21 protein-coding genes and 1 pseudogene are annotated in these 20405 nt (G+C 51.5%); 9 read left to right on the forward strand and 13 right to left on the reverse strand.

The features are described 5' to 3' along the window. Positions 1-26: 26 nt before the first annotated feature. Positions 27-938: an LLM class F420-dependent oxidoreductase gene (locus EI42_RS08465; RefSeq protein ID WP_111320834.1), complete on the reverse strand. Its 912-nt coding sequence runs from the start codon at positions 936-938 to the stop codon at positions 27-29. Positions 939-1225: 287 nt separating this feature from the next. On the opposite strand from EI42_RS08465, the gene EI42_RS34840 reads away from it, so the two are divergent. Further along, a complete protein-coding gene (locus EI42_RS34840; RefSeq protein ID WP_371860020.1) occupies positions 1226-1543 on the forward strand; it encodes a CGNR zinc finger domain-containing protein in 318 nt (105 codons plus the stop codon). A gap of 398 nt (positions 1544-1941) precedes the next feature. On the opposite strand, the gene EI42_RS08475 is transcribed toward EI42_RS34840, so the two are convergent. Together EI42_RS08475 and EI42_RS08480 are read right to left on the reverse strand one after the other, a co-directional pair. After that, entirely contained in the window at positions 1942-2430 is a 489-nt protein-coding gene (locus tag EI42_RS08475; protein WP_111320838.1) for a GNAT family N-acetyltransferase, read from the reverse strand. Between the two features lie 200 nt (positions 2431-2630). Then, entirely contained in the window at positions 2631-3419 is a 789-nt protein-coding gene (locus tag EI42_RS08480) for an aminoglycoside adenylyltransferase domain-containing protein (RefSeq protein ID WP_111320840.1), read from the reverse strand. A gap of 464 nt (positions 3420-3883) precedes the next feature. Here EI42_RS08480 and EI42_RS08485 point away from each other — a divergent pair, with 464 nt between their 5' ends. Next, on the forward strand, positions 3884-4900 hold the full coding sequence (locus EI42_RS08485) for a HEAT repeat domain-containing protein (RefSeq protein WP_111320842.1): 1017 nt from the start codon (positions 3884-3886) through the stop codon (positions 4898-4900). Positions 4901-4997: 97 nt separating this feature from the next. On the opposite strand, the gene EI42_RS08490 is transcribed toward EI42_RS08485, so the two are convergent. From EI42_RS08490 to EI42_RS08500, 3 genes are all read right to left on the reverse strand, one after another. Next, a complete protein-coding gene (locus EI42_RS08490; RefSeq protein WP_111320844.1) occupies positions 4998-5318 on the reverse strand; it encodes a DUF6506 family protein in 321 nt (106 codons plus the stop codon). A 247-nt stretch (positions 5319-5565) separates the two neighbouring features. After that, positions 5566-5901 (reverse strand): darcynin family protein, encoded by a 336-nt coding sequence (locus tag EI42_RS08495; RefSeq protein ID WP_111320846.1) that lies wholly within the window; start codon positions 5899-5901, stop codon positions 5566-5568. Between the two features lie 64 nt (positions 5902-5965). Continuing rightward, positions 5966-6592, reverse strand: coding sequence for a TetR/AcrR family transcriptional regulator (locus EI42_RS08500; RefSeq protein WP_111320848.1), 627 nt, complete (start codon positions 6590-6592; stop codon positions 5966-5968). A 243-nt stretch (positions 6593-6835) separates the two neighbouring features. On the opposite strand from EI42_RS08500, the pseudogene EI42_RS08505 reads away from it, so the two are divergent. Continuing rightward, positions 6836-7399: pseudogene (locus EI42_RS08505) on the forward strand (TetR/AcrR family transcriptional regulator); the annotation flags it as partial. A gap of 89 nt (positions 7400-7488) precedes the next feature. After that, the gene (locus EI42_RS32395; RefSeq protein ID WP_170142463.1) at positions 7489-8037 is read left to right on the forward strand and encodes a glycosyltransferase; all 549 of its coding nucleotides are present in this window, start codon (positions 7489-7491) and stop codon (positions 8035-8037) included. Between the two features lie 58 nt (positions 8038-8095). Here the strand turns inward: EI42_RS32395 and EI42_RS08515 are convergent, their stop codons facing one another. The 4 genes from EI42_RS08515 to EI42_RS08530 all read right to left on the reverse strand — a co-directional run bounded on the left by EI42_RS08515 (position 8096) and on the right by EI42_RS08530 (position 12939). Next, positions 8096-8581, reverse strand: a complete 486-nt coding sequence (locus EI42_RS08515) for a GNAT family N-acetyltransferase (RefSeq protein ID WP_111320852.1) — start codon at positions 8579-8581, stop codon at positions 8096-8098. Further along, positions 8578-10431, reverse strand: coding sequence for a hypothetical protein (locus EI42_RS08520; protein ID WP_137686283.1), 1854 nt, complete (start codon positions 10429-10431; stop codon positions 8578-8580). Before EI42_RS08520 ends, EI42_RS08515 begins: the two co-directional genes overlap by 4 nt. A 95-nt stretch (positions 10432-10526) precedes the next feature. Next, positions 10527-11405 carry a hypothetical protein gene (locus EI42_RS08525; protein ID WP_137686284.1) on the reverse strand — a complete coding sequence of 293 codons (879 nt, stop codon included), beginning with the start codon at positions 11403-11405 and terminating at the stop codon, positions 10527-10529. A 103-nt stretch (positions 11406-11508) separates the two neighbouring features. Beyond that, positions 11509-12939, reverse strand: coding sequence for a sigma-70 family RNA polymerase sigma factor (locus tag EI42_RS08530; RefSeq protein WP_111320858.1), 1431 nt, complete (start codon positions 12937-12939; stop codon positions 11509-11511). 534 nt (positions 12940-13473) lie between these two features. On the opposite strand from EI42_RS08530, the gene nadE reads away from it, so the two are divergent. The 4 genes from nadE (at position 13474) to EI42_RS08550 (ending at position 17411) form a co-directional block, all read left to right on the forward strand. After that, positions 13474-14310: an NAD(+) synthase gene (gene nadE, locus EI42_RS08535; protein ID WP_111320860.1), complete on the forward strand. Its 837-nt coding sequence runs from the start codon at positions 13474-13476 to the stop codon at positions 14308-14310. Positions 14311-14671: 361 nt separating this feature from the next. Beyond that, positions 14672-15478, forward strand: coding sequence for an RIO1 family regulatory kinase/ATPase domain-containing protein (locus tag EI42_RS08540; RefSeq protein ID WP_170142464.1), 807 nt, complete (start codon positions 14672-14674; stop codon positions 15476-15478). A 145-nt stretch (positions 15479-15623) separates the two neighbouring features. Next, on the forward strand, positions 15624-16352 hold the full coding sequence (locus tag EI42_RS08545) for a GNAT family N-acetyltransferase (RefSeq protein WP_111320864.1): 729 nt from the start codon (positions 15624-15626) through the stop codon (positions 16350-16352). 246 nt (positions 16353-16598) lie between these two features. Beyond that, the gene (locus EI42_RS08550; RefSeq protein WP_111320866.1) at positions 16599-17411 is read left to right on the forward strand and encodes a class I SAM-dependent methyltransferase; all 813 of its coding nucleotides are present in this window, start codon (positions 16599-16601) and stop codon (positions 17409-17411) included. Positions 17412-17433: 22 nt separating this feature from the next. Here EI42_RS08550 and EI42_RS08555 read toward each other — a convergent pair whose 3' ends face one another. Continuing rightward, entirely contained in the window at positions 17434-17796 is a 363-nt protein-coding gene (locus EI42_RS08555) for a phosphotransferase (protein ID WP_170142465.1), read from the reverse strand. After that, entirely contained in the window at positions 17796-18380 is a 585-nt protein-coding gene (locus EI42_RS08560; protein WP_111320870.1) for a phosphotransferase family protein, read from the reverse strand. Before EI42_RS08560 ends, EI42_RS08555 begins: the two co-directional genes overlap by 1 nt. A 240-nt stretch (positions 18381-18620) precedes the next feature. Between EI42_RS08560 and EI42_RS08565 the strand changes: the two genes are divergently transcribed. Beyond that, a complete protein-coding gene (locus tag EI42_RS08565; RefSeq protein ID WP_211326083.1) occupies positions 18621-19664 on the forward strand; it encodes an outer membrane protein assembly factor BamB family protein in 1044 nt (347 codons plus the stop codon). A gap of 8 nt (positions 19665-19672) precedes the next feature. On the opposite strand, the gene EI42_RS08570 is transcribed toward EI42_RS08565, so the two are convergent. After that, a complete protein-coding gene (locus EI42_RS08570; RefSeq protein WP_211326084.1) occupies positions 19673-20161 on the reverse strand; it encodes an SRPBCC family protein in 489 nt (162 codons plus the stop codon). Positions 20162-20405 lie beyond the last annotated feature (244 nt).

The following is a 20405-nucleotide window of genomic DNA, read 5'->3' on the forward strand; positions in this document are numbered from 1 at the left end:
CCGCTTCTGACCCGAGACCATGCACTCTATGAGCGCCCGGCCACCTTGAACTTCTCGGCCTCGGGGATAACGCGTGTCGCCAGGAGATCAAAGACCTCGGGATCAGTTACGTTCAGCAGCGAGATGATCGCCTGATCGACTCCCAGTTCGGCAAGCTGCCCCAGATGATCGAGGAGTTCTGATGCTGAGGTCGTACCGTTGCGCCCATCGGCAGTGAGCGTCAGGCGATCGGCGGTCGTCTTCTCGATCTCCTCATAGGGGCGTCCAAGCCGCTCACAATGCTCACGCAGCACTTCGAGCTTACCCCGAATTCCTTCCACGCCAAGCGCGCCAAAGATATTACAAGCGTCGCCATATTGAGCAACCAGCCGGAGTGTTTTGCGCTCACCAGAGCCACCGATCATAATCGGGGGATGCGGCTTCTGCACGGCTTGCGGCGAATTCAGCGGGCGCTCAAGCGTGTAGTACTTGCCCTGAAATGGCGACTCGTCACCTTTCCACATCTGTTGGGCAATCTGTAACGTCTCTTCCAGCCGCTCAAACCGCTCTGCCAGCGAAGGGAAGGGAATTCCCAGACCTCTGTGTTCCTCCTCATTCCAGGCCGCACCGATGCCAAAGTAGGCCCGCCCATGCGAGAGCACATCCAGCGTTGTCGCGGTCTTTACCAGCACGCCGGGGTGACGATAGGTGATGCCTGTGACCAGCGTCCCGAGCTTGATGCGGTTAGTACGACCGGCTGCGAAGGCCAGCGCACTCCATCCTTCCAGCATCTCGTTCTCGGCAGGACCGACAATCGAGATTTGAAAGAAGTGGTCCATCACCCAGAGGCTATAAAAGCCAGCCCGCTCTGCTCGCTCCGCGATCAAGCCGAAACTATCTCCAAGCTGACTCTGACCTTCAGGATAGGTAAAATTTTGTACCTGCAATCCAAGACGCATGCTTTACTTTCTCTCCTTTTTTACTGACCACACAGATAGCTCGCAGCAAGTCACACCCTGCTTTCCTTCATCACGTTTCATGGAGACCTGTTGCCTCAGTAGGATATATCTTAGAGTGTGCTCTAAGTCAAGAGGGAGAAAGCAACCAAAAATGCCGAGAAACCATTCCCGCACGCCGCCGGGATTGCAGCATTACGGATAAGGTCGTGTACCAGAATGCCGGCATCCAGTCGCAGGCTTGCCAATCGCACCCGTTCGCGCTGCGAGGACGCGAGCTTGTTTGGTCAATGCTCACAGCAACTCTTCACGCATCCGCCAGGCCCCATTATCAGGCCCGGCACCCGTTCACGTTGAAAAGCTCCCTCCGCCAGTGGAGCCGATTCCAGCTACACGAGGGGGAGTCTCCCATCCTGTCCACCATCGCGCTTGCAGCATTCCAGCTTCTCACAGAGTATGACCTGACACGTTTGCGCGCCTGCCAGAATCCCGCCTGCCCGCTCTTCTTTTATGACACAACCAAAAGCGCTACCAGACATTGGTGCAGCGTCAAATGCAAAGAACGTGCACGCTCCATTGTTCGGCACAGACAGAGCAAACAGGCATGAGCTCAACGTATGGGTTCCAGTGCTGAGCCACACCTGTCGGACCCGTCCGGGCCAGATGCCAGGCACTGTTCGGATGCCTACCTGCGGGAAGCTCCTCCGATATTCCTGTAAGCCTGCTTGTAGCATCCCATCAATGAGCACAGCCGAGGCACCATAGAGACACCTCGCAGAAATCTGGCGACAGGTGCACCTCTATCCCTTCTGCATGTATCATATACTAGAGATGGTTTTTTCTTTTCATTCATCTTCTGTTCTACAGAGATAAGAAAACATTTTCCACTCTTCACGCAAGGAAAGGTCGGCAATAGCAGGCGGAGATCGCAACAGGGGTGCCGCTACGAGCGGTCGCGCGGCGGCTCATAAGCAGGCAAGCAGAACGCTTTGATACAAGTGGAGCGTCAAAGCGATGTTACATACCATTCTGAAGCAATCGTCAGACCTGCATCCTGTAACATACTCCGTTTCGCATGGTCGAGATGCGGACAGACGACAACAATCTGATTGGCGCCACGCTCTTTTGCTTGTTGCTTGACCTCGTCCAGCAACAGCCTCCCGATCCGTAACCAATTCGCCTCGTGGGCTACGCAAAAATCATCAACATGGCAGGTCAGTCCGGCTGCGTAAACGGGAGGCGCTTTCACAATGGACGCAATTACAAAGCCTGCGACCACAAAGTCCGTACCATCTTCTTCCTGTTCATAGACAAACGCAATAGTGCTCTCTCGTGCAAGGACGTCTCGAAGATACGCGTAATGCTTCTCGTAAGAATCATCTGCTTTCCGCCAGAAAACCGGCTGATATTGCTGTAGCTTCCCACGGGCTTGCTCCGCAAGTTCGACCATCACAGAAAGATCCTCGGGTTGGGCAGCTCTGATCCGTTCAGTCATACGCTTCCTTTCTTCTATGCTCTGAAAGTACGCAGTCAGCGCTTCCTACAACGACTTCTAAACTGTTGCACTCTTTCCATAATACCAGAAAGCCAGAGAAAGAGGAACACGCAAAAACGCGAGAAACGCATTCATCTCGTCGTACATGAGGGATGGCACACAGCTAGCCGAGGGCCTGGCTGTATGCCACCCTGGAGACATTATCGAGCTCTGATCTGTTCAGCCATATACTGAATCAGGGCGAGTGTCTCCTGTAGATCTTCCTCGGGAGCATCTTCTTCGGCATACTTTCCCGCCAGCGAGCGTTCAATCAATCCCGACCAGCGTTCTCCCAGATTCGCCTGTGCCCAGCGTGCCGCCTGAGGTTTGGACGCGATCTGTGCCGTTTCCAGCACATATAGTACCCGGCAGAGCGTCAGAACCACAAACGCCTGATTCTTTCGTGACCGTGCCCAATCCAACCACTCAGGGCTATGGATCTCTCCCAGCCACAAGTTCACAATCGCCGCTGCCGCCCGCTGAAGATCCTCAGGGGCGACAGGCTCAAAGAGCTCGCGAGGCTCGGGCCCTGCCACTCTCACCCCACATGTATACAGCGTGTGTCGTTGAAAGCTCCACCCGATTTCAAGCGGCGCCAGCAGAAACGGAAACTCCTTCTCGACCTGAGGATAACGCGCTTCGGTCGGCTCAGTATGTCGCAGCGCCTCACGCGGGACATACGCCGCCTCAATATTCTCTGCCCAGGGCGAGCCGCTGCGGGCAAAGCGCTCATGAAACGCCTTCAACTCCTCAATCAGCTCATCCGGCAGTTCTGCATCTGTGACAACGAGAAAATCAATATCGCTCTGTTGCGGGTCAAAGTCGCCGAGGGCAAGTGAGCCATAGAGATACATGCCACAGAAATGGCTCCCGAGCAGAGCCTGTAGCTGTGTCGCAAGCTCATTCAGTACGGCATTCACATCGGCATAAGGGGTAGGAGTTGTATTCATTGAAAGACCTCTCTGTTTCTTATCTGGCTATTTTTCGAGTATATGGAAGGGAGGTATAAGAAAGGGGGCGCTCGAATTCGAGAGGTAGGCGGTGTGCAAGCAGAAGAGGACAACCCACCTGCGAACACGCACATGAGCGGGAAGTAGCATAGCTTGTGTTGACAGCAGTATTGAGAGCTGGCTTGATAATTATATGGACAGCCCCGTTGATAGATGTCCGGGCATCAATAACGATGGCGAGTATACATAGAGTGCTCCTCTCAATAGCATCTTTCTCCTTATGATACGCAGTCAGCTCGCTCCCTGTCAAGGAGCCAGTCCTGCACTCCCCATTCGGCATAACTTGCTATACATCTCCTTCTCTTTCTGCTATGCTGCTTAGCAGTTTCCCCATCCCGTGAGAGAGGGACCGCAATCATTTTGTGCCGACTGGCAACTTCTGTTTCAAAGGAGATTCTATAGATATGGTGACTATCCCTGTATGGTTGGAACAGCTTCAACAAACACCGCACAAAGACTTCCACTGGTTCAGTCAGGAAGAGATAGAAAACAGGCAGACACATTCATCTATTGATGCCCATCTCCAAAAATGGGGACTGACCGGAGAAACAGCGGATCAAGCCCGTTCCTTGCTTCAACACATGGTTCAGGTTGGCGAGGGGTTTCGCGTTCCCGGCGCGAATGAGAGCATTCAGCATACCGTCGAATACTGGCTGAACCAGCAGGACCCCTCCCAGCTCTGGGCAGCCCTGCATTATCACGCCCTCCCGCAGCTCTTCTTTCCTGTTGGAAATGAGTTCACTGCCATTACCCGAGCACTTGCGCTCTATCATGCCGAAGAGAAAGGAGAGTATCCCGCTCAATGCCGCCTCTTCGTCGGACTGCTGGAAGGTCTCTCATTGAGCGAACTTGAACATATGCTGCTCTTCCGTCCCGCATTTGGTGGGTTCCGCGTGAGAGGAAGTACGACTCCTCTCAGAAACAACTATCCCCGGATCACTGAGCTATGGACAACCCATTCACGCTCATTGCTCCGGCTGATCTGGTTTGAACATATCGAGACATCGCTTGTGCATATCGAATACCAGCCAGTGCAACAGCAGCAGACAATCGCCAGCTATAACGAGGCCTTTGGCTATCACTTCCCGCTCAATATCCCGGTCGATGTCGCAGAACTGCTCCACGGCTTCGTGAACCTCAATGCCGAGCAGCTTTTCAATGAGATGCAGGAGCTTCCCGACGAGGAGGTGAATTTCTATCTCTTCATTCTGGCAAATATCCTTCCGCCCTCCTCAACCGACGCCCTGACGACCTATATCCTCCCATTCTACCTGCACCCTTCCCGAGAGATACGCGAAATGGTAATCGAGATCGTACAGGAATACAGGGAGCCGTCCATACTCCGCGTCCTGCTACAGCGCGAAGAGGATCCGGACGTGCAGGCAATCATTCAGGACGCATTACAGCAAATGGAAGCATAGACCACCAAAAAGGAAGAGATCCCGGGGAGCCTGTCCATCTCCTCCGAGATCTCCATCACAAAACCCTCTTTCAATCCAGAAAACACCTCATCAGGAGCTAGAGCCCGGGTGTTCCTTCCAGCAGCTCAAGCATTGGACGACGCGCTTCCGGCCCATAGGCTACACTTCCCACCGGGATCGCGGAATTGAGCGCCTCACTGACTTTCGCAATCCAGACGGGTCCGAAGCCGCCACACAGTTCGATCATCTGCACGCCATTCTGATAGAGCTCACGCGCCACCTCAATGACCCGTTCCTTCTGCTGAAAATCGAGGCCCACTGCAATAAACTCACAGATGTCATTCTTTGTTGAAACCGTGTTCTTCTCAGGCGAGAAGCCCGGGGAAAGATAGATATACGCCCATTTACGCAAAGCCATAGTACATCTCCTTTCATCTCTTCAGCATTGTTACAGGAAGAAAAGTGGCCATCTGTACCCTGCTCATCACATGCCTCACGATAGCCTCTCGTCTTTCAGTGACTCAGCACCGTGGTTGAAGGCAGGACTACAGATCAGCCGCTCTCGTTCTCCCCTGCAAGGAGATACTACACCCTGACGCTAACGTGAGGGTCAAGCCTCTGACTGGAAAGAAATCAATATCCTCTCAAGACCTCTCCGCTCTCTGTTATTGCTTGCTTGTTTCGGCTTCAAAGGTGCGGAAGCCGTTCTCAATCGCTGGAATGATGTCATTGACAATAAAGTAAGGGTGCGCAATCAGTGCCGTATCGCGTAGCTTTTCAATGAAGTAGTAGTAGCTCTTGAGATCCTCGGTTTCCAGCATCATCACATCCGAGCAACGGGCAGTGAACGCTTCTGCATCAAACAGTCGAACACGTACGGTCGCGCCGAACTCCCGCAGGAGCGGTTCCAGCGTATTCGCAACCATGTCATTGCGCTGCTCACGACTCAAGGAGAGCCAGGCCGGTGCTGCGGTCATAAGCACAAAGACGCTATAGTTCATTATTTTTGATCCTTTCTAAACAATGCTTAATAGTTAAACTTAGTTCAATTTCTCGTAAAAAAATTTAGCGCTCGGCGGGAGCATGGCTCCACGACCATAAGAGCGCCTGCACTGTCCGTAGAGCGAGCGCCTTAGCCTGCTGACGATCCTCTCGCAAGCGCTGTGTAAACGCCAGTGAGATCAGGCCATGAAGCAGCCCCCAGATAGCCTCGACCTTCTCCATACCATCTGTCGAGGGAAGCTCGTGTTCCTGCAACCAACGGTCAAACAGCTCATACGACAGGCGAAAAGCCTCCCACTCCTTGAAGGGATTATCCGGGAACGAGAAAGGGGCTCCTCCCAGACTATGCATCACCTGATAGAGTTCAGGGAAACGCCATGCAAAATCCCAGTAGCTCGCACAGAGCGTCAGCAGTTGTGTTTCGGCGTCGGCATTGGTCGGCAGAGCAGCTTGTAACTGAGCAGCCAGCCGGTCAAAGCCTTCTTTTACAAGCGTTTCCAGCATCGCCTCTTTACTGTCAAAGTAGCTATAGATGCTTCCAGGGCTATACTCGACGCGCTCCGCCACCTTCCGAATCGTGACAGCCTGCCAGCCGTCCTGAGCAGCAATAGCGCAGGCAGCATCCAGAATCGCCTGACGCAATTCGCGGCGCTCGCGTTCGCGCCGCTGCTGAGCAATAGATTGCTTCATGGGCACCTGCTTTCCCTGAACAATGTTCTTTTCTTAAACTTTGTTTAACCAACCTTCGCTAGAAACTATACACGTTCTCGCACAGTTCTGTCAAGGGAGCGCTTGACAAAGGCTATGCGCAGATCTCTACTTTTGCCAAATAGACATAATTTGTCATCAAAAAGGCCAGAAAAACGTGGAAACTGATGAACGCGAGCAGACCATTCTGGATGCAGCCGCTGAACGACTCGCTATGGATACAACAAATTGACAATGAGTGATGTAGCCAATGCAGCCGGGTTACATCGTGGGCTCGTCTATCTTCGTTTTCCCTCAAAGGATGAGCTGATAGATGCCCTCATTTTTCGCGAACTGATGCGGTATGTTGAAATATGGCATGCCTGTTTTGAAGCAGATCCTCAGAGTGGAACCGTTGCCGCCATCTATCGCAGTACGCTTGCTGCGATCAAACAATTGCCTCTGGCAGTGCCCTTGCACACCCGCGATGAACATATGGGAAATGTCTTCACCCAACTCACCACTGTCAGCGTCACACAAGACTCTCTTCAGGCCATGAGGGAGGTCGGCGCTATCCGCAACGATGTGAGCATCGACGCGATGGCTGTCATTATGGATAAACTATCTCTCAGCATCATCGAAGCGCTTTCCTCACCCCATACCGCCTCTGTGCAGCCAGAAGAGCTGGTTGAAAAACGATTGCCAGGATGCTTGAAGCCATGCTTACACCCGAGGGCGCCAATCTTGAGGCCAGGAAAGCGCTGCTCAATGACTGGTAGCGTCAGAGACAGGCACGCCTCGCCAGCTTGAAGGAACAGACAAAAAGAGAAAGAAAAAGGTAAAAACCATGCGCATTATCCTGTTCTCGTTAGGGTCACGGAGGTGATATTCAACCCATAGTGGTATTAGCCAGCCGCCTCAACCGCAAGGGACATACAGCCGTCGTTTCAAGCTCTCCCGATTTTGCTGAACTGGCTGCCTCTCATGGGATCGAATATGCGCCTATCGGGCCCTCGCTGACCACCATAGGAGACGCTGAAGAGATCTCCAAACTGAACAACCATCAAGAAGAGTATATCCCTGCCAGACGAGATGATCCGAGTGGAAAGCATCCCACATGGCTGGCTCTTCCACGGATGGCGGCCGTTGTGCATCACGGTGGTGCAGGGAGCTCGCGCAGCGGCGTTCCCACGATTATCACACCCTTTGCCGCCGATCAGCCCGCCTGGGGACAACGCGTATACACGCTGGGCGTCGGACCGAAACCAATTCCCTTTAAGAAGCTGACAGCGGAAGGGCTGGCCGCTGCGATTCGTGAGGCTGTCACGAACCCGGAGATACAGAAACGCGCCCGTGAACTGGGTCAGTGTATTCAAGCGGAAGACGGTCCGGGACGCACAATAGAACTCTTCTTCCAATATATAGAGCAGTTCCGTCGTCTCAAATAAGCCCTCTGAGGACAAGGTCTGTTTGCTCGCGCGGCAAACAACTTGCCCTCTCCCACATTCAAGCCGAGAGCGTATATTTCCATATATTGAGCGAGCGCTGTTTCCCGGGTTCCACTGCCACATGTTGCAAGCCCAGGTGTTTATAAAAACGATTTGCCGGGAGTTCTATTGGACACTTCAGGACAATATCTTGTTTTCCTCTTTTCACTGCTTCATGAACCAGAGCAGAAAAAAGCTGGCGCCCAACCCCCAAACGCTGATATTGCTGTTCCACCACAATACTATAGAGCGTGATCTGCTGATCCCTCCGAACATAGAAATGGGCCAGGCCAACCAGCTCACTTTCTTCAGTAGTTCGGGCGATCAGAAGCGAATCAGCCTCGATTGCTTTGCGCAAAATCGCACGATTAATAAAACCGAGCTCGTTTTTATGCCGATCCGCAAGCCGTTTTGCAGCCTCCAGGTCTTCCGGCTGTGCCAATATAATCGAGATCCCCGGTTTCTCTTGAGTCGCAGGCGATATAGCCCGCTCTACTGGATTCATATCGCTTCACGCGTCCCATAGCTGCCCTTTTCCTCAGAAGCAGGCAACGAAACTGTTATTGACAATCGCCGTTTTTCATATAACTGAATAATATCCTGCAAGGAAATCGAATGCCGCTCAAGGCATTGTAGTAACTGCCCGAGTTCCATACTCCCTTCAGCACTGTACAATAGATTGTTCACCGTTGCCAGCAGCTCCTTTTCTTGCGTCGTTAACCTGACAGCTGCAAGACGCTCCTCATAAGAGAGCAGGGTATCAACGCTTTCAGTCAGCCATTGACGCAGGCTGTTCAGCCCGAACAGCAGGGTTTCTATTGTCGCATCAGGTGATTGTGTTGTCCCTTCAGCCCTTATCATCCGCAAAAAGCGGGCATCAGAAAGCTGCTGCTCCCATCCTTTGAGCTGCTCCATCGTCTGGCTGAGATGTTCCCAAAATGCTTCCAGATTCTGTTGTATAAATGAGCCTCCCGGGAGAGGAATGTTATGCGGTCCTTCTTCCATAAGGTGGATGCAACGCTCACGCGCCTCCTGTACTTCCTGCTGTAGGGCATCAACCTCTTGCAATAAGACCTTTTGAACCTGTTTCCCCAGGGCAGTATAGCTCTTCTGAACAGCCGCTGGTTGAAAAGAAATATCCTGCCACGCATCCATATCTCGGGTCTGTTGAAGCAGGAGCGCTTTCCAGGCAGCGTGTACCCTATCAAAGCGTTCTCGTTCGGCCTGCATAGCCGGCTGCTCAGGAAGTGTTTCCAGCTCTGGAAAAAGCACATTGCCATCAGACGAGACAGAAATCAAGCCTCGTATCTGCATCAGGACAAGCGCCTCTTCAAACTCCTCTGTGCGGTATCCCTGAGTCTTGACCAGCGCTTCAATCGCTGCTTTCTCCCGCCCATCAACATAATATGGTTTGACCAGAGTCAATATTTGCTTTTCCAATGGATGCAGGGTAAATCGCCATTGCTCCTTCTCCTCTTCACGTACAAGGAGACGATTCGTATACAGAAAATTTTCCAGTGGAGGAACAGCGATATGAAAGATCTCTGCTGCAAGCTCCTGTCTGGTTGCACTGTAGAGTTCCTTTCCTTGCCGCATGGCAAAGGTCGGCAAATTCCATAAAGCATGCTGATACTTTTTGAGTGACTGCTTCCAGTATCCATTAGTCATCAACGTTTGATACTGACTGTAATGTTTCTGAAGCTGACGCCTGATTACCTCTTCAATCAGACGGATACCATTCATCCTGAAAGCCGCTCCAAGTTCGGCATTCAACAGGAGTGCAATAGCATGGTCCAGAAGCGCGGGTTGAATATCAGACCGGATTGTTCCCTGCTCCATTTCTGGAATATATCCCGCCTGGAATTTCTCTTCCAGATACGCATATAGACTCAAGAAGGAGTAAGGAGTCATAGACATGGGAAAGGGAATATCATCATAGTGCTTTTTTGTATCGCTATAGCTCATGTTAAGAGAGAATAGAATATTTTTCCCTTCAAATTCGACATATCCTTTATATTCCTTTGATCCTCTTTGAAGCTGACCATCGAGATGCAAAAGCTGAAAGATAAGCAACAGATCTTCCTCAATAGAGGAATCGCCATACAGTTGCTCCTGATTATCCACAAGGCGCACCTGTAGCAGACGATCCGGAAAGGCTTTACGGGTTGTATTGGGGAACGAGCCCTTCCAGAACATGGTATCCGGCGCAGGGCAGCGCACCAGTTCCCAGTTCTCCTCGGTGAATACATGCTCTCTTAGCATGGCCTGAAAGCCCTGTACAGCCAGACGAGCACGCACCTTATCAGGGAGCCGGGTATATTCTTTGAACGTAATATCCAGCCAGTTCACATTCACCTTCTGGACCTCCATTCTCGTATAGCTTTCATACAATGCCCTTATCCCTATAACACATTTGAAAGTTCTCCTTGTCTGCTTTTCTATAGATGCGCTTAGTAGGCCAGATCATCCAACGTCACAAAGCGATGCAGACGAATAGAGCGCTCAGGCGTTCTGCTCTTCTCACCCCGACAGAGAAGCTGAGGATAGATAGACATTGTTCTATCTAATACGCGGTCAAACTGGCGCGGCTCAAGCAAACACAAACGGCATATCACATCACGCCTCTGTGCCGAAACAAGCATATCCATCCCTGGTTGAATAGCGCTCACCCTGTAACAGTAGCTCAACGCAAGCAAAAAGAGCTCGGTTGAACACGTTGTCCGTCTGTGAAAACGCTCTTCTCTTCTCGACTCTCTCTCAATCACAGGTGGCTGAAGGTGTCGAAGCCATTCACGTGCTCCATCCACAGTCTGAATACCGATAGATACCTTTTCTGAAAAACCGGGTACCTTCTGAAACTCTTCTCGAATTTGCCCATCCATTTCCTGCGTCAACATCTGGCACATGCCTTTATCCAGAATCACATCTTGCATACTCCACAGGCGGTCACAGAAGGTACGATAAAACCATGAACGCGCCTGCCGCATTGGTACCTCTGGACGCCAGGCAGTATAGAATAGATAATGGAGGACATCATAGAGAACAGGTTCCTGCATTTTCAAGAGGATATGGGCATCAGACGTAAGCATCAGGCCTTCCTGCGTTACTTCTATCAGCCCTAATACCTCTTCAGCCAGCTTTCGTGCTTCGTTAAAGCGGTTCGTATCGCTATATTCTGCGAACGCAATTTTGTCCAGATCTTTTGCTCGCCTGATAGGAGTCTGCGCATGCAACAAAACCCGAAGGAGTTTCGGAATCTTTGTGGGTGTTGCAGCAACGGGGAAATGAAATACCAGTCCGGATGAAGTAGTAGCCGCCCTGTTTTTCATATGCATCAGGTTTTCCCTTTTTCTTATTCTTTCCATAGAACAAATACATACAGTTAAGAACAGCCGTTTGCATATTTTCTCATTTAGAATGATTTCTCTCTCCTTACCTGAAGCACCGTTTTCTGGACTTTTTTTGTATTCCCTGTGGACTATCCATAGCCCGAAGATGATCGCGCATCTTCTCTATAGCGCGCTGTTCAAGCTGCCTGATACGCTCCCGGGTCAACTGGAACTGCCTGCCAATCGCCTCAAGTGTCTGCGCCTCTCTGCTCTCAGTAAGCCCGAAACGCAGACAGATTATCTGTCTCTCCTTTGGCGTCAATACACCCAACAAATCCTTAAGCAGATATCGTGCATCGGCTTCGGCTTCGAGCCCGATATCAGGTGCTCCAAGAGCTGGTTCAGCCACATCTTGAAATGAGTATCCCTCGTGCCTGTACTCAGCGCGACGATAGCTCTCCAGAGATACACAAACTTTCCGATCAGCCAGCAATGCGTTCAAACGCTCAAGCGAGATGTCCGCCACCTCGGCCAACTCAGCCCGCGTTGGCTTACGCCCGAGGGCGTATTGCAACTGCGTATGAGCCCTTTTCAAGGTGTTCAACTGGTCAGTGATATAAATAGGAAGGCGAATCGGACTCCCATATTCGCTGACTACTCGGCTCAGTGTCTGAAAGACCCAGATATTGACAACAAGGACCAGACGTTTGCTCCGTGCGGGATCAAAATGCAGGATCCCTGCGTGCACACCAAGCATCCCATACTGGATCAAGTCCTCTAACTCGATCCCATGACCCAGAAATTGCGTTGCTTTCTTAATCGCAACCCATTGGAAACAGAGCATCAACGTCCGTTCCAGCGCGTTGATCTCGGAGAGAATCGCTGCGCGCGACTCGTGATATGGATCATCTTCAGGATCTTCACACAATGGAAGCTGTTGCAAGCGAGCACGCGCGCTGACGAGCCGCGCCATCATGCGCAGTTCCTCTTGACGGGAAAGGCAAGCAGCACGAGCAGCCTGAATAAGAAAAGCACGCGTCTCAGGGTTCAGTGGAATATTAGCATAGCCCAGACGATCCAACGCCTCTTGAATTGCCTCTTCTCCCTTCTCCCACTGGATATACATCAGGCTCTGGGAGCCCATCCAACCCCGGGCCTGCGCTCCGGGCAGACGCTTCGGCTTTTCTTCCTGTTCAACAACAGGAGCATCAACAATGAACCGTTTTGCTTCAGGCAGAAGGGAGAGACCTCGTTCCTGCTCATATCCACCCCCTTCCATCAGTGACAGCTCCTCAAACGCTAACTGCTCAATCTCTGGCGTGTCAAAGTCCTCCATATTCCTCGTGGCTAGCTCGTCACTCCAGAGCCAAAGAGGTACAGAGGGAGGCGGGTGAATTGGCTTCAATGGAGCAAATGGCATACGAGGTGATCCAGGCTCTCGGGCTTTCGCCTCAACATAAAGCAGGTTGATTATTTTGGGGCTATAGCTTTTTCTAACGGAAGACCGAGCATGTTGTAGAGGATCTACTGTCATCCCTTACTCCTCATTCACCTGATTTTGTTTGCCAGGGAGCATTTTCTAGTTTAATAGGTTCCCGGTTTGATAGCATTCTATTCTGCCAGATTTCTGAGTTGCACTGTCACGATCCACTAAGGTAGTAAAGATCTCAGGGAATATATACTCCCTACCTATGAAATATGTATACTACTGCCATTTACACTACCACACCCAACAGAGAAATAGCAATTTTCTCCATCCGATGCTTGTAAGAGAATACCTGGTTCTTCTCTATCTTCTAACTTTGACTTGCACTTTCTTCCTTATAAATATCTGTATATCTTTTCCTCAAATTTTACATCACTTTGTAAAACTACTACAGAAAAGAGTAGCATGCCTGTATTAACGAATACAAACCTTCTCTCCTTTTATAGCCTGAATGTACTATGAGTAAGCGGGGAGAGACCGCTTTTCACTAGAACGTGAGAGGGGTTTCCTTTCACGGCAGGGTCACGTATTATAAGTACAACCAATCAAGGAACTTTTCCCGAAGGAAGAAGGAACTTTCCCATGACAATATCACCACAACGCACCATTATTGAAGCACTACACACAAAAGCATCAATAGATCCCGCGGAAGAAATTCGCTTTCGGATCGACTTCTTAAAAGACTATCTTCTCTATGCCCATGCAAAAGGATTCGTTCTCGGCATCTCTGGTGGTCAAGATTCAAGTCTGGCGGGACGCCTCTGCCAGCTTGCTGTAGAAGAGTTGCGAGCACAGACCGGGAAAGATGACTATCTGTTTATTGCACTTCGCCTCCCCTACGGAGTACAACACGATGAGGAAGACGCTCAACTCGCGCTCCAATTCATTCAGCCAGATAGAAGCTATACCATCAATATCAAGCCCGCCGTCGATGGTGCTGTCGAGGCCTTTGAGCAGGGCACCGGCCTTACTATGTCAGACTATAATAAGGGGAATCAGAAGGCCCAGGAACGTATGACGGTTCACTATCGCTTCGCACACCACTTCAATCTACTGGTCGTTGGCACCGACCATGCAGCCGAAGCAATTACTGGCTTCTTTACCAAGTATGGCGATGGCGGCGTCGATATCACCCCACTTACCGGCCTCACCAAGCAACAGGGCCGCGAACTCCTGCGCCATCTGGGAGCACCGGAACGCATTTATACCAAACCACCAACTGCAGACCTGCTGGATAAACGCCCCGGTCAGCTTGATGAAGACGAACTGGGGCTGAGCTATGAGGTGATTGATAGCTACCTCAGCGGTCAGGAAATCTCCTCCGAAGCGGCACAGAAGCTCGAACGACGCTATCATATCACCGAGCATAAACGCCACCTGCCTGTTACCCCGTTCGATACATGGTGGCAAGAACAGTAGACCCACTTGACAACATATGCACGGATCTGTTATGCTCAAAAAAGAGGTACCTGGAGCGGCCCGGTACGACGAACCACAGTGAAAGGAGTGTGCCATGATGCGCAAAGAATTTCTGTCATTTCAACAGCATCGCACCTCCGAGACGGCCACTTCTGCCTCGCTACAGAGTTAAACCACAGATCTGCTACAAGATCAGAGTATATCAGGCCATCTCGAACGAGATGGCCTTTTTCATGCAGAGAAGAGGCGCCGAGTTGCGATGTTCGGCGCCTCTTTTGTCATCTAGAAAGAGGTGAGACGATGAAAACACAAACCACAACAACGCCATTCTTGCTTGTTTTTATCAGTAAAGGAGGATTCATTGTCGAAAAGAAAACGGCTGCGCGAACTCGAAGAGCTTGAAGAACTGGAAGCCCTGCAAGAACGTGAACAAGAGATAGTCGATCCCATTCAAGCTCTCCTCGACTCTTTTTTTGCCGATGGTTTGATTACCGAAGTTCTCCATGTGGTGAAAAGCGGGAAGGAGGCAACAGTCTATTGCTGCCGCGCTCATCCCTCGCTGGGAATTCCTTATGTCGCTGCAAAAGTCTATCGCTCCCGCCAGAATCGCGGCTTCAAAAACGACTCGATCTATCAGGAAGGCCGCTTTGTCGGTGATCAGAGGATCAAGCGAGCGATGAAAAATAAATCCAGTACAGGGCGTGAGGCACAATTCAGCATGTGGATCGCGCACGAATATATGATGCTTACCACGCTCTATCAGGCCGGCGCGACGATTCCCCGGCCAATCGCGCACAATAGCCATGCGATCCTGATGGAATACGTGGGCGAACCACAACAGCCCGCACCCGCACTTCAGTATGTGCAGTTGGCTCCCGATGAGGTATACCCGATATTCGCTCGTATCATGGATAATATTGAGCTCTGGCTACAGCATAACGTCGTGCATGGCGACCTCTCGCCCTATAATATTCTCTATTGGAACGGTCAGGTCACGATTATTGATTTTCCTCAGGCCGTTGATCCACGTTTCAACGCCCACGCCTATAACTTGCTGGCCCACGATATCGGTACCATCTGCACCTATGTCTCGCGGTATGGCTTGCAGCGAGATGCAGACGCAATAGCAAGACGCCTCTGGCACCAGTTCAGGAACGCTCGTCTCTAATAGTCATCTCTCAAACAATGCCTCCCGAAGCCTGTGCGGGGGGCATTTCCCTCCCTCTGCTTGTCGGATTATAGCCCACCTGCTATACTGACACCATTTCAACACTACTATTGGAATACTACTATATGCAGAAAGAGTATGACGCATGCTCGCACGACGCATTGAAGAAGCCGCCCTGAATAGTTGGCCCGCACAACAGCAAGCTTTCCTTGATGGATGGATCCTGCGCTTTGCTAAAGGATATACCAAACGAGCAAACTCCATCACCCCGCTCTATCCCTCATTTCTGCCCATTCAGGACAAGCTCGCCTTTTGCGAGAAGCTCTACAACAAACAGGGGCAGCCGACCATCTTTCGTCTTCTCTCTTTTCAGCCAGAGATTCAGGCGCTCGATCAAGCACTGGACCAGCATGGATACCACTACCATGAAACGACGCTCGTTTTTCATACCAGGCTTGCCACACCAACCACTGAGCCTTCTATCCAGACCGTTCCACGTGAAGACTGGTTGGCACTGTATGCACATTTCAGTCGTGTTCCCCTCGCGCAGCAAGATCATCACCGTACCATCCTTGAGCGGATTCTTCCCGAATCACTCTTTGCTGTTCTGTACGACGAGGGCACTCCCGTGGCCTGCGGTCTGGGCGTGCTGGAAAACGGCCTGTTGGGCCTTTTTGATATCGTGACCGATCCTGAACAGCGCAATCGCGGCAACGGCACGCGCCTTATCACGGATATGCTCGCGTGGGGGCACGCTCATGGAGCCACCGAAGCCTATCTTCAGGTAGTGGAAACAAACGAGATCGCGCGCCGCCTGTACACTCGCATTGGCTTCCGGGAACTTTATCACTACTGGCATCGCATCCAATCATAGAGACAACGCGCTTCTACCCATTTTAGCAGGAAAATAATGAATTTTATGGGGAGAAGGTGGCAGGAAGTCAGCTCGATTTAGCAATAGTGGAATTGCTGTTACTTCCCGAGAAGGCTGGACCTTTTTTTCTCATTTTAATTGTAGCACAGTTTGTCAAATAGGGCGCCGTGCTTTTTGACGGTGTTTCTCAGTTCGGTCTGCGCTATACTGGAACACACCATGACATAAGAGAAAGGATCGTTCCTCATGACATCTGAACCAACTTCTTCCACACTACATGAAGAGACACGCCGGATCTGGGATCAGAACGCCTCGTTCTGGGATGCAAGCATGAGCGATGAGGGCAATGACTTTCAGCGCCTGCTCGTTTATCCAGCAAGTGAGCGCTTGCTTCAGTTACAACCCGGTGAAACCGTACTCGAACTCGCCTGTGGGAACGGCGTTTTTGCCCGGCGTATGGCACAGAGTGGCGCTCATGTCGTCGCGACCGATTTCAGCGCCACGATGATTGAACGAGCACGCGCCCGCATCGCTCCAACTGATCAGATCGAGTTTCGACAGGTTGACGCAACTCGCGAAGAAGAACTGCTTGCTCTCGGGGTCCGGCGCTTCGATGCTGCGGTCTGCAATATGGGCATCATGGATATGACCGAGATCGAGCCTCTGATGCGCGGCATTCGTCAGGTGGTGAAGCCCGGTGGTCGCTTTGTCTTCACGCTCAGCCATCCCTGCTTCAATCATTCTGGCATCTCCCTGGTTGCAGAAGAAACGACAGTCAATGGCGAAATCAAGACAACTCATGCTGTCAAAGTTATGACCTATCTGAGCACCAGCCCACAGAAAGGCGTGGCGATGCAGGGTCAGCCTGTTGCTCAGTACTACTTCGATCGTCCGCTGCACTTTCTGTTCAACGCCTGCTTCAGTGCTGGCTTGATGCTGGATGGCCTGGAGGAGCCGGCCTTCCCTTCATCCCCAAAGGAAGCGCAACGATCATCGTTTGACTGGGCACACTATGATGTCCCGCCTATTCTGGCGGCTCGCCTGCGTATTCCAGCCTGAGCAGAGAGGGGATCTTCCCCTCTCAAAGGGACACCCACAAGACTGCCTCGACATCTTCGCGGATAACCCGCACAAGGGCATGGGCAAACGCGTCCATCCCCTTGCATTGTAGCTGATCTGCAAGCATTAAAAGCGCAAGGCGCAGGCTGGCAAAGCACACCTGCCACTTGTAATCAGCAGGGAGCGGCATCACCTCCTGATAGCCCTCCAGGAGCTCCGTTCCCAGCCGCAAAGGAAAGACCTTCGCCTCACGCAAGCGATCGCGCAGATGAAAATAGCCTATGTCCTCCCAACGACTGGCTCCCTGAGCATCGGCCAGGTCAATGATCCCGGTGTAGCGCCCATTCTCCTGATAGATATGGCGGATGCTGAAATCTCCATGCATCAGATACCATTGCTCGTCCCATGCATTTGCAGCGCCCGTTCGAGCCTGTCGAGCTCCTGAGAAGAGAGCACTCCGCGACAGATGGATAGCATGTTCTGCCAGTTCGGATGTTGCTCCGACCGAGGCGATAAAGCAGCTCCAGTGAGAAAGAGATCATCCGCCGACTTCAGTTCACGCAAACGACCGTGCTTCCGTACTGGCACCGAGTTGATACGTGCAAGATCTTGCCCGGCCTCTCTGGCAATGGCTTTCAAGGTCGCCCCGTCGAGAAAGGCCGATTGCATCACCGGTTGCCCTTTGATCTCGCCTGTAATCAGGAATGAGCACTGCACTGTTTCATCAAAAGGCGCGTAATAGATGACATCTGGAACCCTGACGTCCATCTGTCGCAGCCGGGTATGGATTGCATATTCTGCGGCAAAGGTATCATCAGAATCGGGTAAAAAACGCAGATAGTACGTCTCATGGCCAGATACGATTCGATATACCAGCATGCTACTCCCTCCGGTTGCCGCTTCTATCCGGCTCACAGGACCGGGTAGAACCCGCTGTACGACGGCTTCAATGGCCTCCCTCTCGATCATAGAGTATCCTTCCTTGAGCAAAAAACAATATACTCCTTTACCTCACCATAAAATGGAGCATTCTCATACAATAGGTCAAATGACACTTTTAGCTCTCCTCTTCCTTACAGTACGCTAAAGGAAAAGGAGGACCATACAATGAAGCAGCACATGCGGCAGCATATTTCACTGCTCATGCTCATTTTCATCTTGCTGAGCGGTGTTATCTCCTGTGCATCACCAGAAAGAAAGAGTACGCTCATGAGCACGAATCAGACAAAGACGCTTTATATCGCAGCCGGAACAAAAGTCTACGGTGTGAGGGAAACAGATGGCTCGTTCTGCTGGACACACGATTTCAAAGAGCCGGTCGACCAGATCTACGCCACGTCACAGAACGTCTTCGTACAGACCACAGCACCGGCGCTCTATGCTCTCACCAGCAAGGACGGCCTTCTTCAATGGAGGCATCCGCTCACAGATCTCCTCCCATCACAGCTCTTAGTGCAAGGGGATCTCGTTTTTATCGGCGCTTACCCGACCGGCTTCATGGCCCTGACAACCCACAATGGAGCCCCACGCTGGCAAACATCCGTCCCTATAACCTCCAATAGTATTGGCTTTATCGGCAGCGAGGGTGATAGCATTTATGGTTACAGTGATGGCACGATTTACGCCCTCCGAGCGGATGATGGACATATTCAATGGAAGAAAGAGCAGCCATATACATTGGGCGAGGATCTCCTTCTGATGAACGGCAACCTTCTTATTCCTGATATCAATGGCGAAAAAGTTATTGAGCTTCGCGCCAGTACTGGAGCCGTTGGAGCTACGTTCCCGGGAAATCAAGTCGTGAGCTCTCAGGACTTCCTTTTTCTCTCAAGAACAGCTTCCCCGAAGCGGCAAACCAGCCAGGAACTCTATGCCCTCCATAGAGGCGATCAGCAGGAACTCTGGAAGAAAACGCTGAACGCAAATGAGCAGATCAGATTTCGCAAAGGCATGCTCGGCGAGCGCTATCTGTACGTTGTGCGGATAGATAGGAACATGAAGACCGTGCTTCAGGCTGTCGATCTGAAGACCGGCGACAATGCATGGACCTGGACACCACCATCAGAGAGGCCCGATATCGACCCATTTTCGATATATTATAGCAACGAACATCTCTATATCAGCACGCATAATTCCAGTGTACCCTATCCCGAGAATGAGAAGAGTCTTTTGCAAGCACTCGACTCACAGGGCGGCGTACGCTGGAAACAGGCACTGAATGCGCGGATTCTGCGCGTCGTCCTTCCCGTGTAGCACGGCGTTCAGCACGAAGCCCATAGTATCGCTATGGGCCTTTTCTCTGTCCCGCGAAAGGATGCCTCAGTGCCCCCCTTCAGGATAGCGGTCGGCAACAAGATTGAGCGAGACAAGGTGCTCAAGATAGGCTTTGAGGCAGCGAGCACCAGTGTAAAGCCACCCACTGACTCAAGTGCATATTGCACTACCTGATCACCATTTCCGCTGAAGCCGCTTTCAACGATGCTGACAAACGTCGCGCCCTCGCCATGCGGCGTGCTCTCTTCACCCCGCTCAAGCAGAATTCGCCGCGGCTCCTCCACGGCCTTCACCCGAAGGCCGACGCCTGAAACATCTCCCATTCCCAGAGTACTTCCCTGCCCGCTGCCCCTGGTACACCAGAATGCCGCCGTCTTTGCAGGATCAACAAACGCCTCAAATACCTCCGCGATCGGTCGTCGAATGAGCATTGCAGCCTTTGCTTCGGGCACCCGTATAAGCTGACGTTCTTGCATAGAGATCACCTCGTCGTTTCAGAGCACCTGATAGTACAATATCGAGCAATCAGAAGTACACTCTCCCTGAGCGGCACTGCTTTCATGCTTCCATACATACCCTGAAATAGCTTCTCGTATCTTGCTCTTTCACCGTGTTTCCCTCTTTTCCGCACATACTCTTAAGCATAGAAGAGAAGCACCACACCAGTCCAATACTCTATGCTATACTGAGAGTGTATTGTTTCTACCGATGAAGAACGAA

The organism is Thermosporothrix hazakensis, from assembly GCF_003253565.1.
Lineage (GTDB): Bacteria > Chloroflexota > Ktedonobacteria > Ktedonobacterales > Ktedonobacteraceae > Thermosporothrix > Thermosporothrix hazakensis.

Coding starts and splice junctions, on each gene's coding strand:
- EI42_RS08465 (WP_111320834.1), bottom strand. CDS start 938: ATGCGTCTTGGATTGCAGGTACAAAATTTTACCTATCCTGAAGGTCAG.
- EI42_RS34840 (WP_371860020.1), top strand. CDS start 1,226: ATGCTCACAGCAACTCTTCACGCATCCGCCAGGCCCCATTATCAGGCC.
- EI42_RS08475 (WP_111320838.1), bottom strand. CDS start 2,430: ATGACTGAACGGATCAGAGCTGCCCAACCCGAGGATCTTTCTGTGATG.
- EI42_RS08480 (WP_111320840.1), bottom strand. CDS start 3,419: ATGAATACAACTCCTACCCCTTATGCCGATGTGAATGCCGTACTGAAT.
- EI42_RS08485 (WP_111320842.1), top strand. CDS start 3,884: ATGGTGACTATCCCTGTATGGTTGGAACAGCTTCAACAAACACCGCAC.
- EI42_RS08490 (WP_111320844.1), bottom strand. CDS start 5,318: ATGGCTTTGCGTAAATGGGCGTATATCTATCTTTCCCCGGGCTTCTCG.
- EI42_RS08495 (WP_111320846.1), bottom strand. CDS start 5,901: ATGAACTATAGCGTCTTTGTGCTTATGACCGCAGCACCGGCCTGGCTC.
- EI42_RS08500 (WP_111320848.1), bottom strand. CDS start 6,592: ATGAAGCAATCTATTGCTCAGCAGCGGCGCGAACGCGAGCGCCGCGAA.
- EI42_RS08515 (WP_111320852.1), bottom strand. CDS start 8,581: ATGAATCCAGTAGAGCGGGCTATATCGCCTGCGACTCAAGAGAAACCG.
- EI42_RS08525 (WP_137686284.1), bottom strand. CDS start 11,405: ATGAAAAACAGGGCGGCTACTACTTCATCCGGACTGGTATTTCATTTC.
- EI42_RS08530 (WP_111320858.1), bottom strand. CDS start 12,939: ATGACAGTAGATCCTCTACAACATGCTCGGTCTTCCGTTAGAAAAAGC.
- nadE (WP_111320860.1), top strand. CDS start 13,474: ATGACAATATCACCACAACGCACCATTATTGAAGCACTACACACAAAA.
- EI42_RS08545 (WP_111320864.1), top strand. CDS start 15,624: ATGCTCGCACGACGCATTGAAGAAGCCGCCCTGAATAGTTGGCCCGCA.
- EI42_RS08550 (WP_111320866.1), top strand. CDS start 16,599: ATGACATCTGAACCAACTTCTTCCACACTACATGAAGAGACACGCCGG.
- EI42_RS08555 (WP_170142465.1), bottom strand. CDS start 17,796: ATGCATGGAGATTTCAGCATCCGCCATATCTATCAGGAGAATGGGCGC.
- EI42_RS08560 (WP_111320870.1), bottom strand. CDS start 18,380: ATGATCGAGAGGGAGGCCATTGAAGCCGTCGTACAGCGGGTTCTACCC.
- EI42_RS08565 (WP_211326083.1), top strand. CDS start 18,621: ATGAGCACGAATCAGACAAAGACGCTTTATATCGCAGCCGGAACAAAA.
- EI42_RS08570 (WP_211326084.1), bottom strand. CDS start 20,161: ATGCAAGAACGTCAGCTTATACGGGTGCCCGAAGCAAAGGCTGCAATG.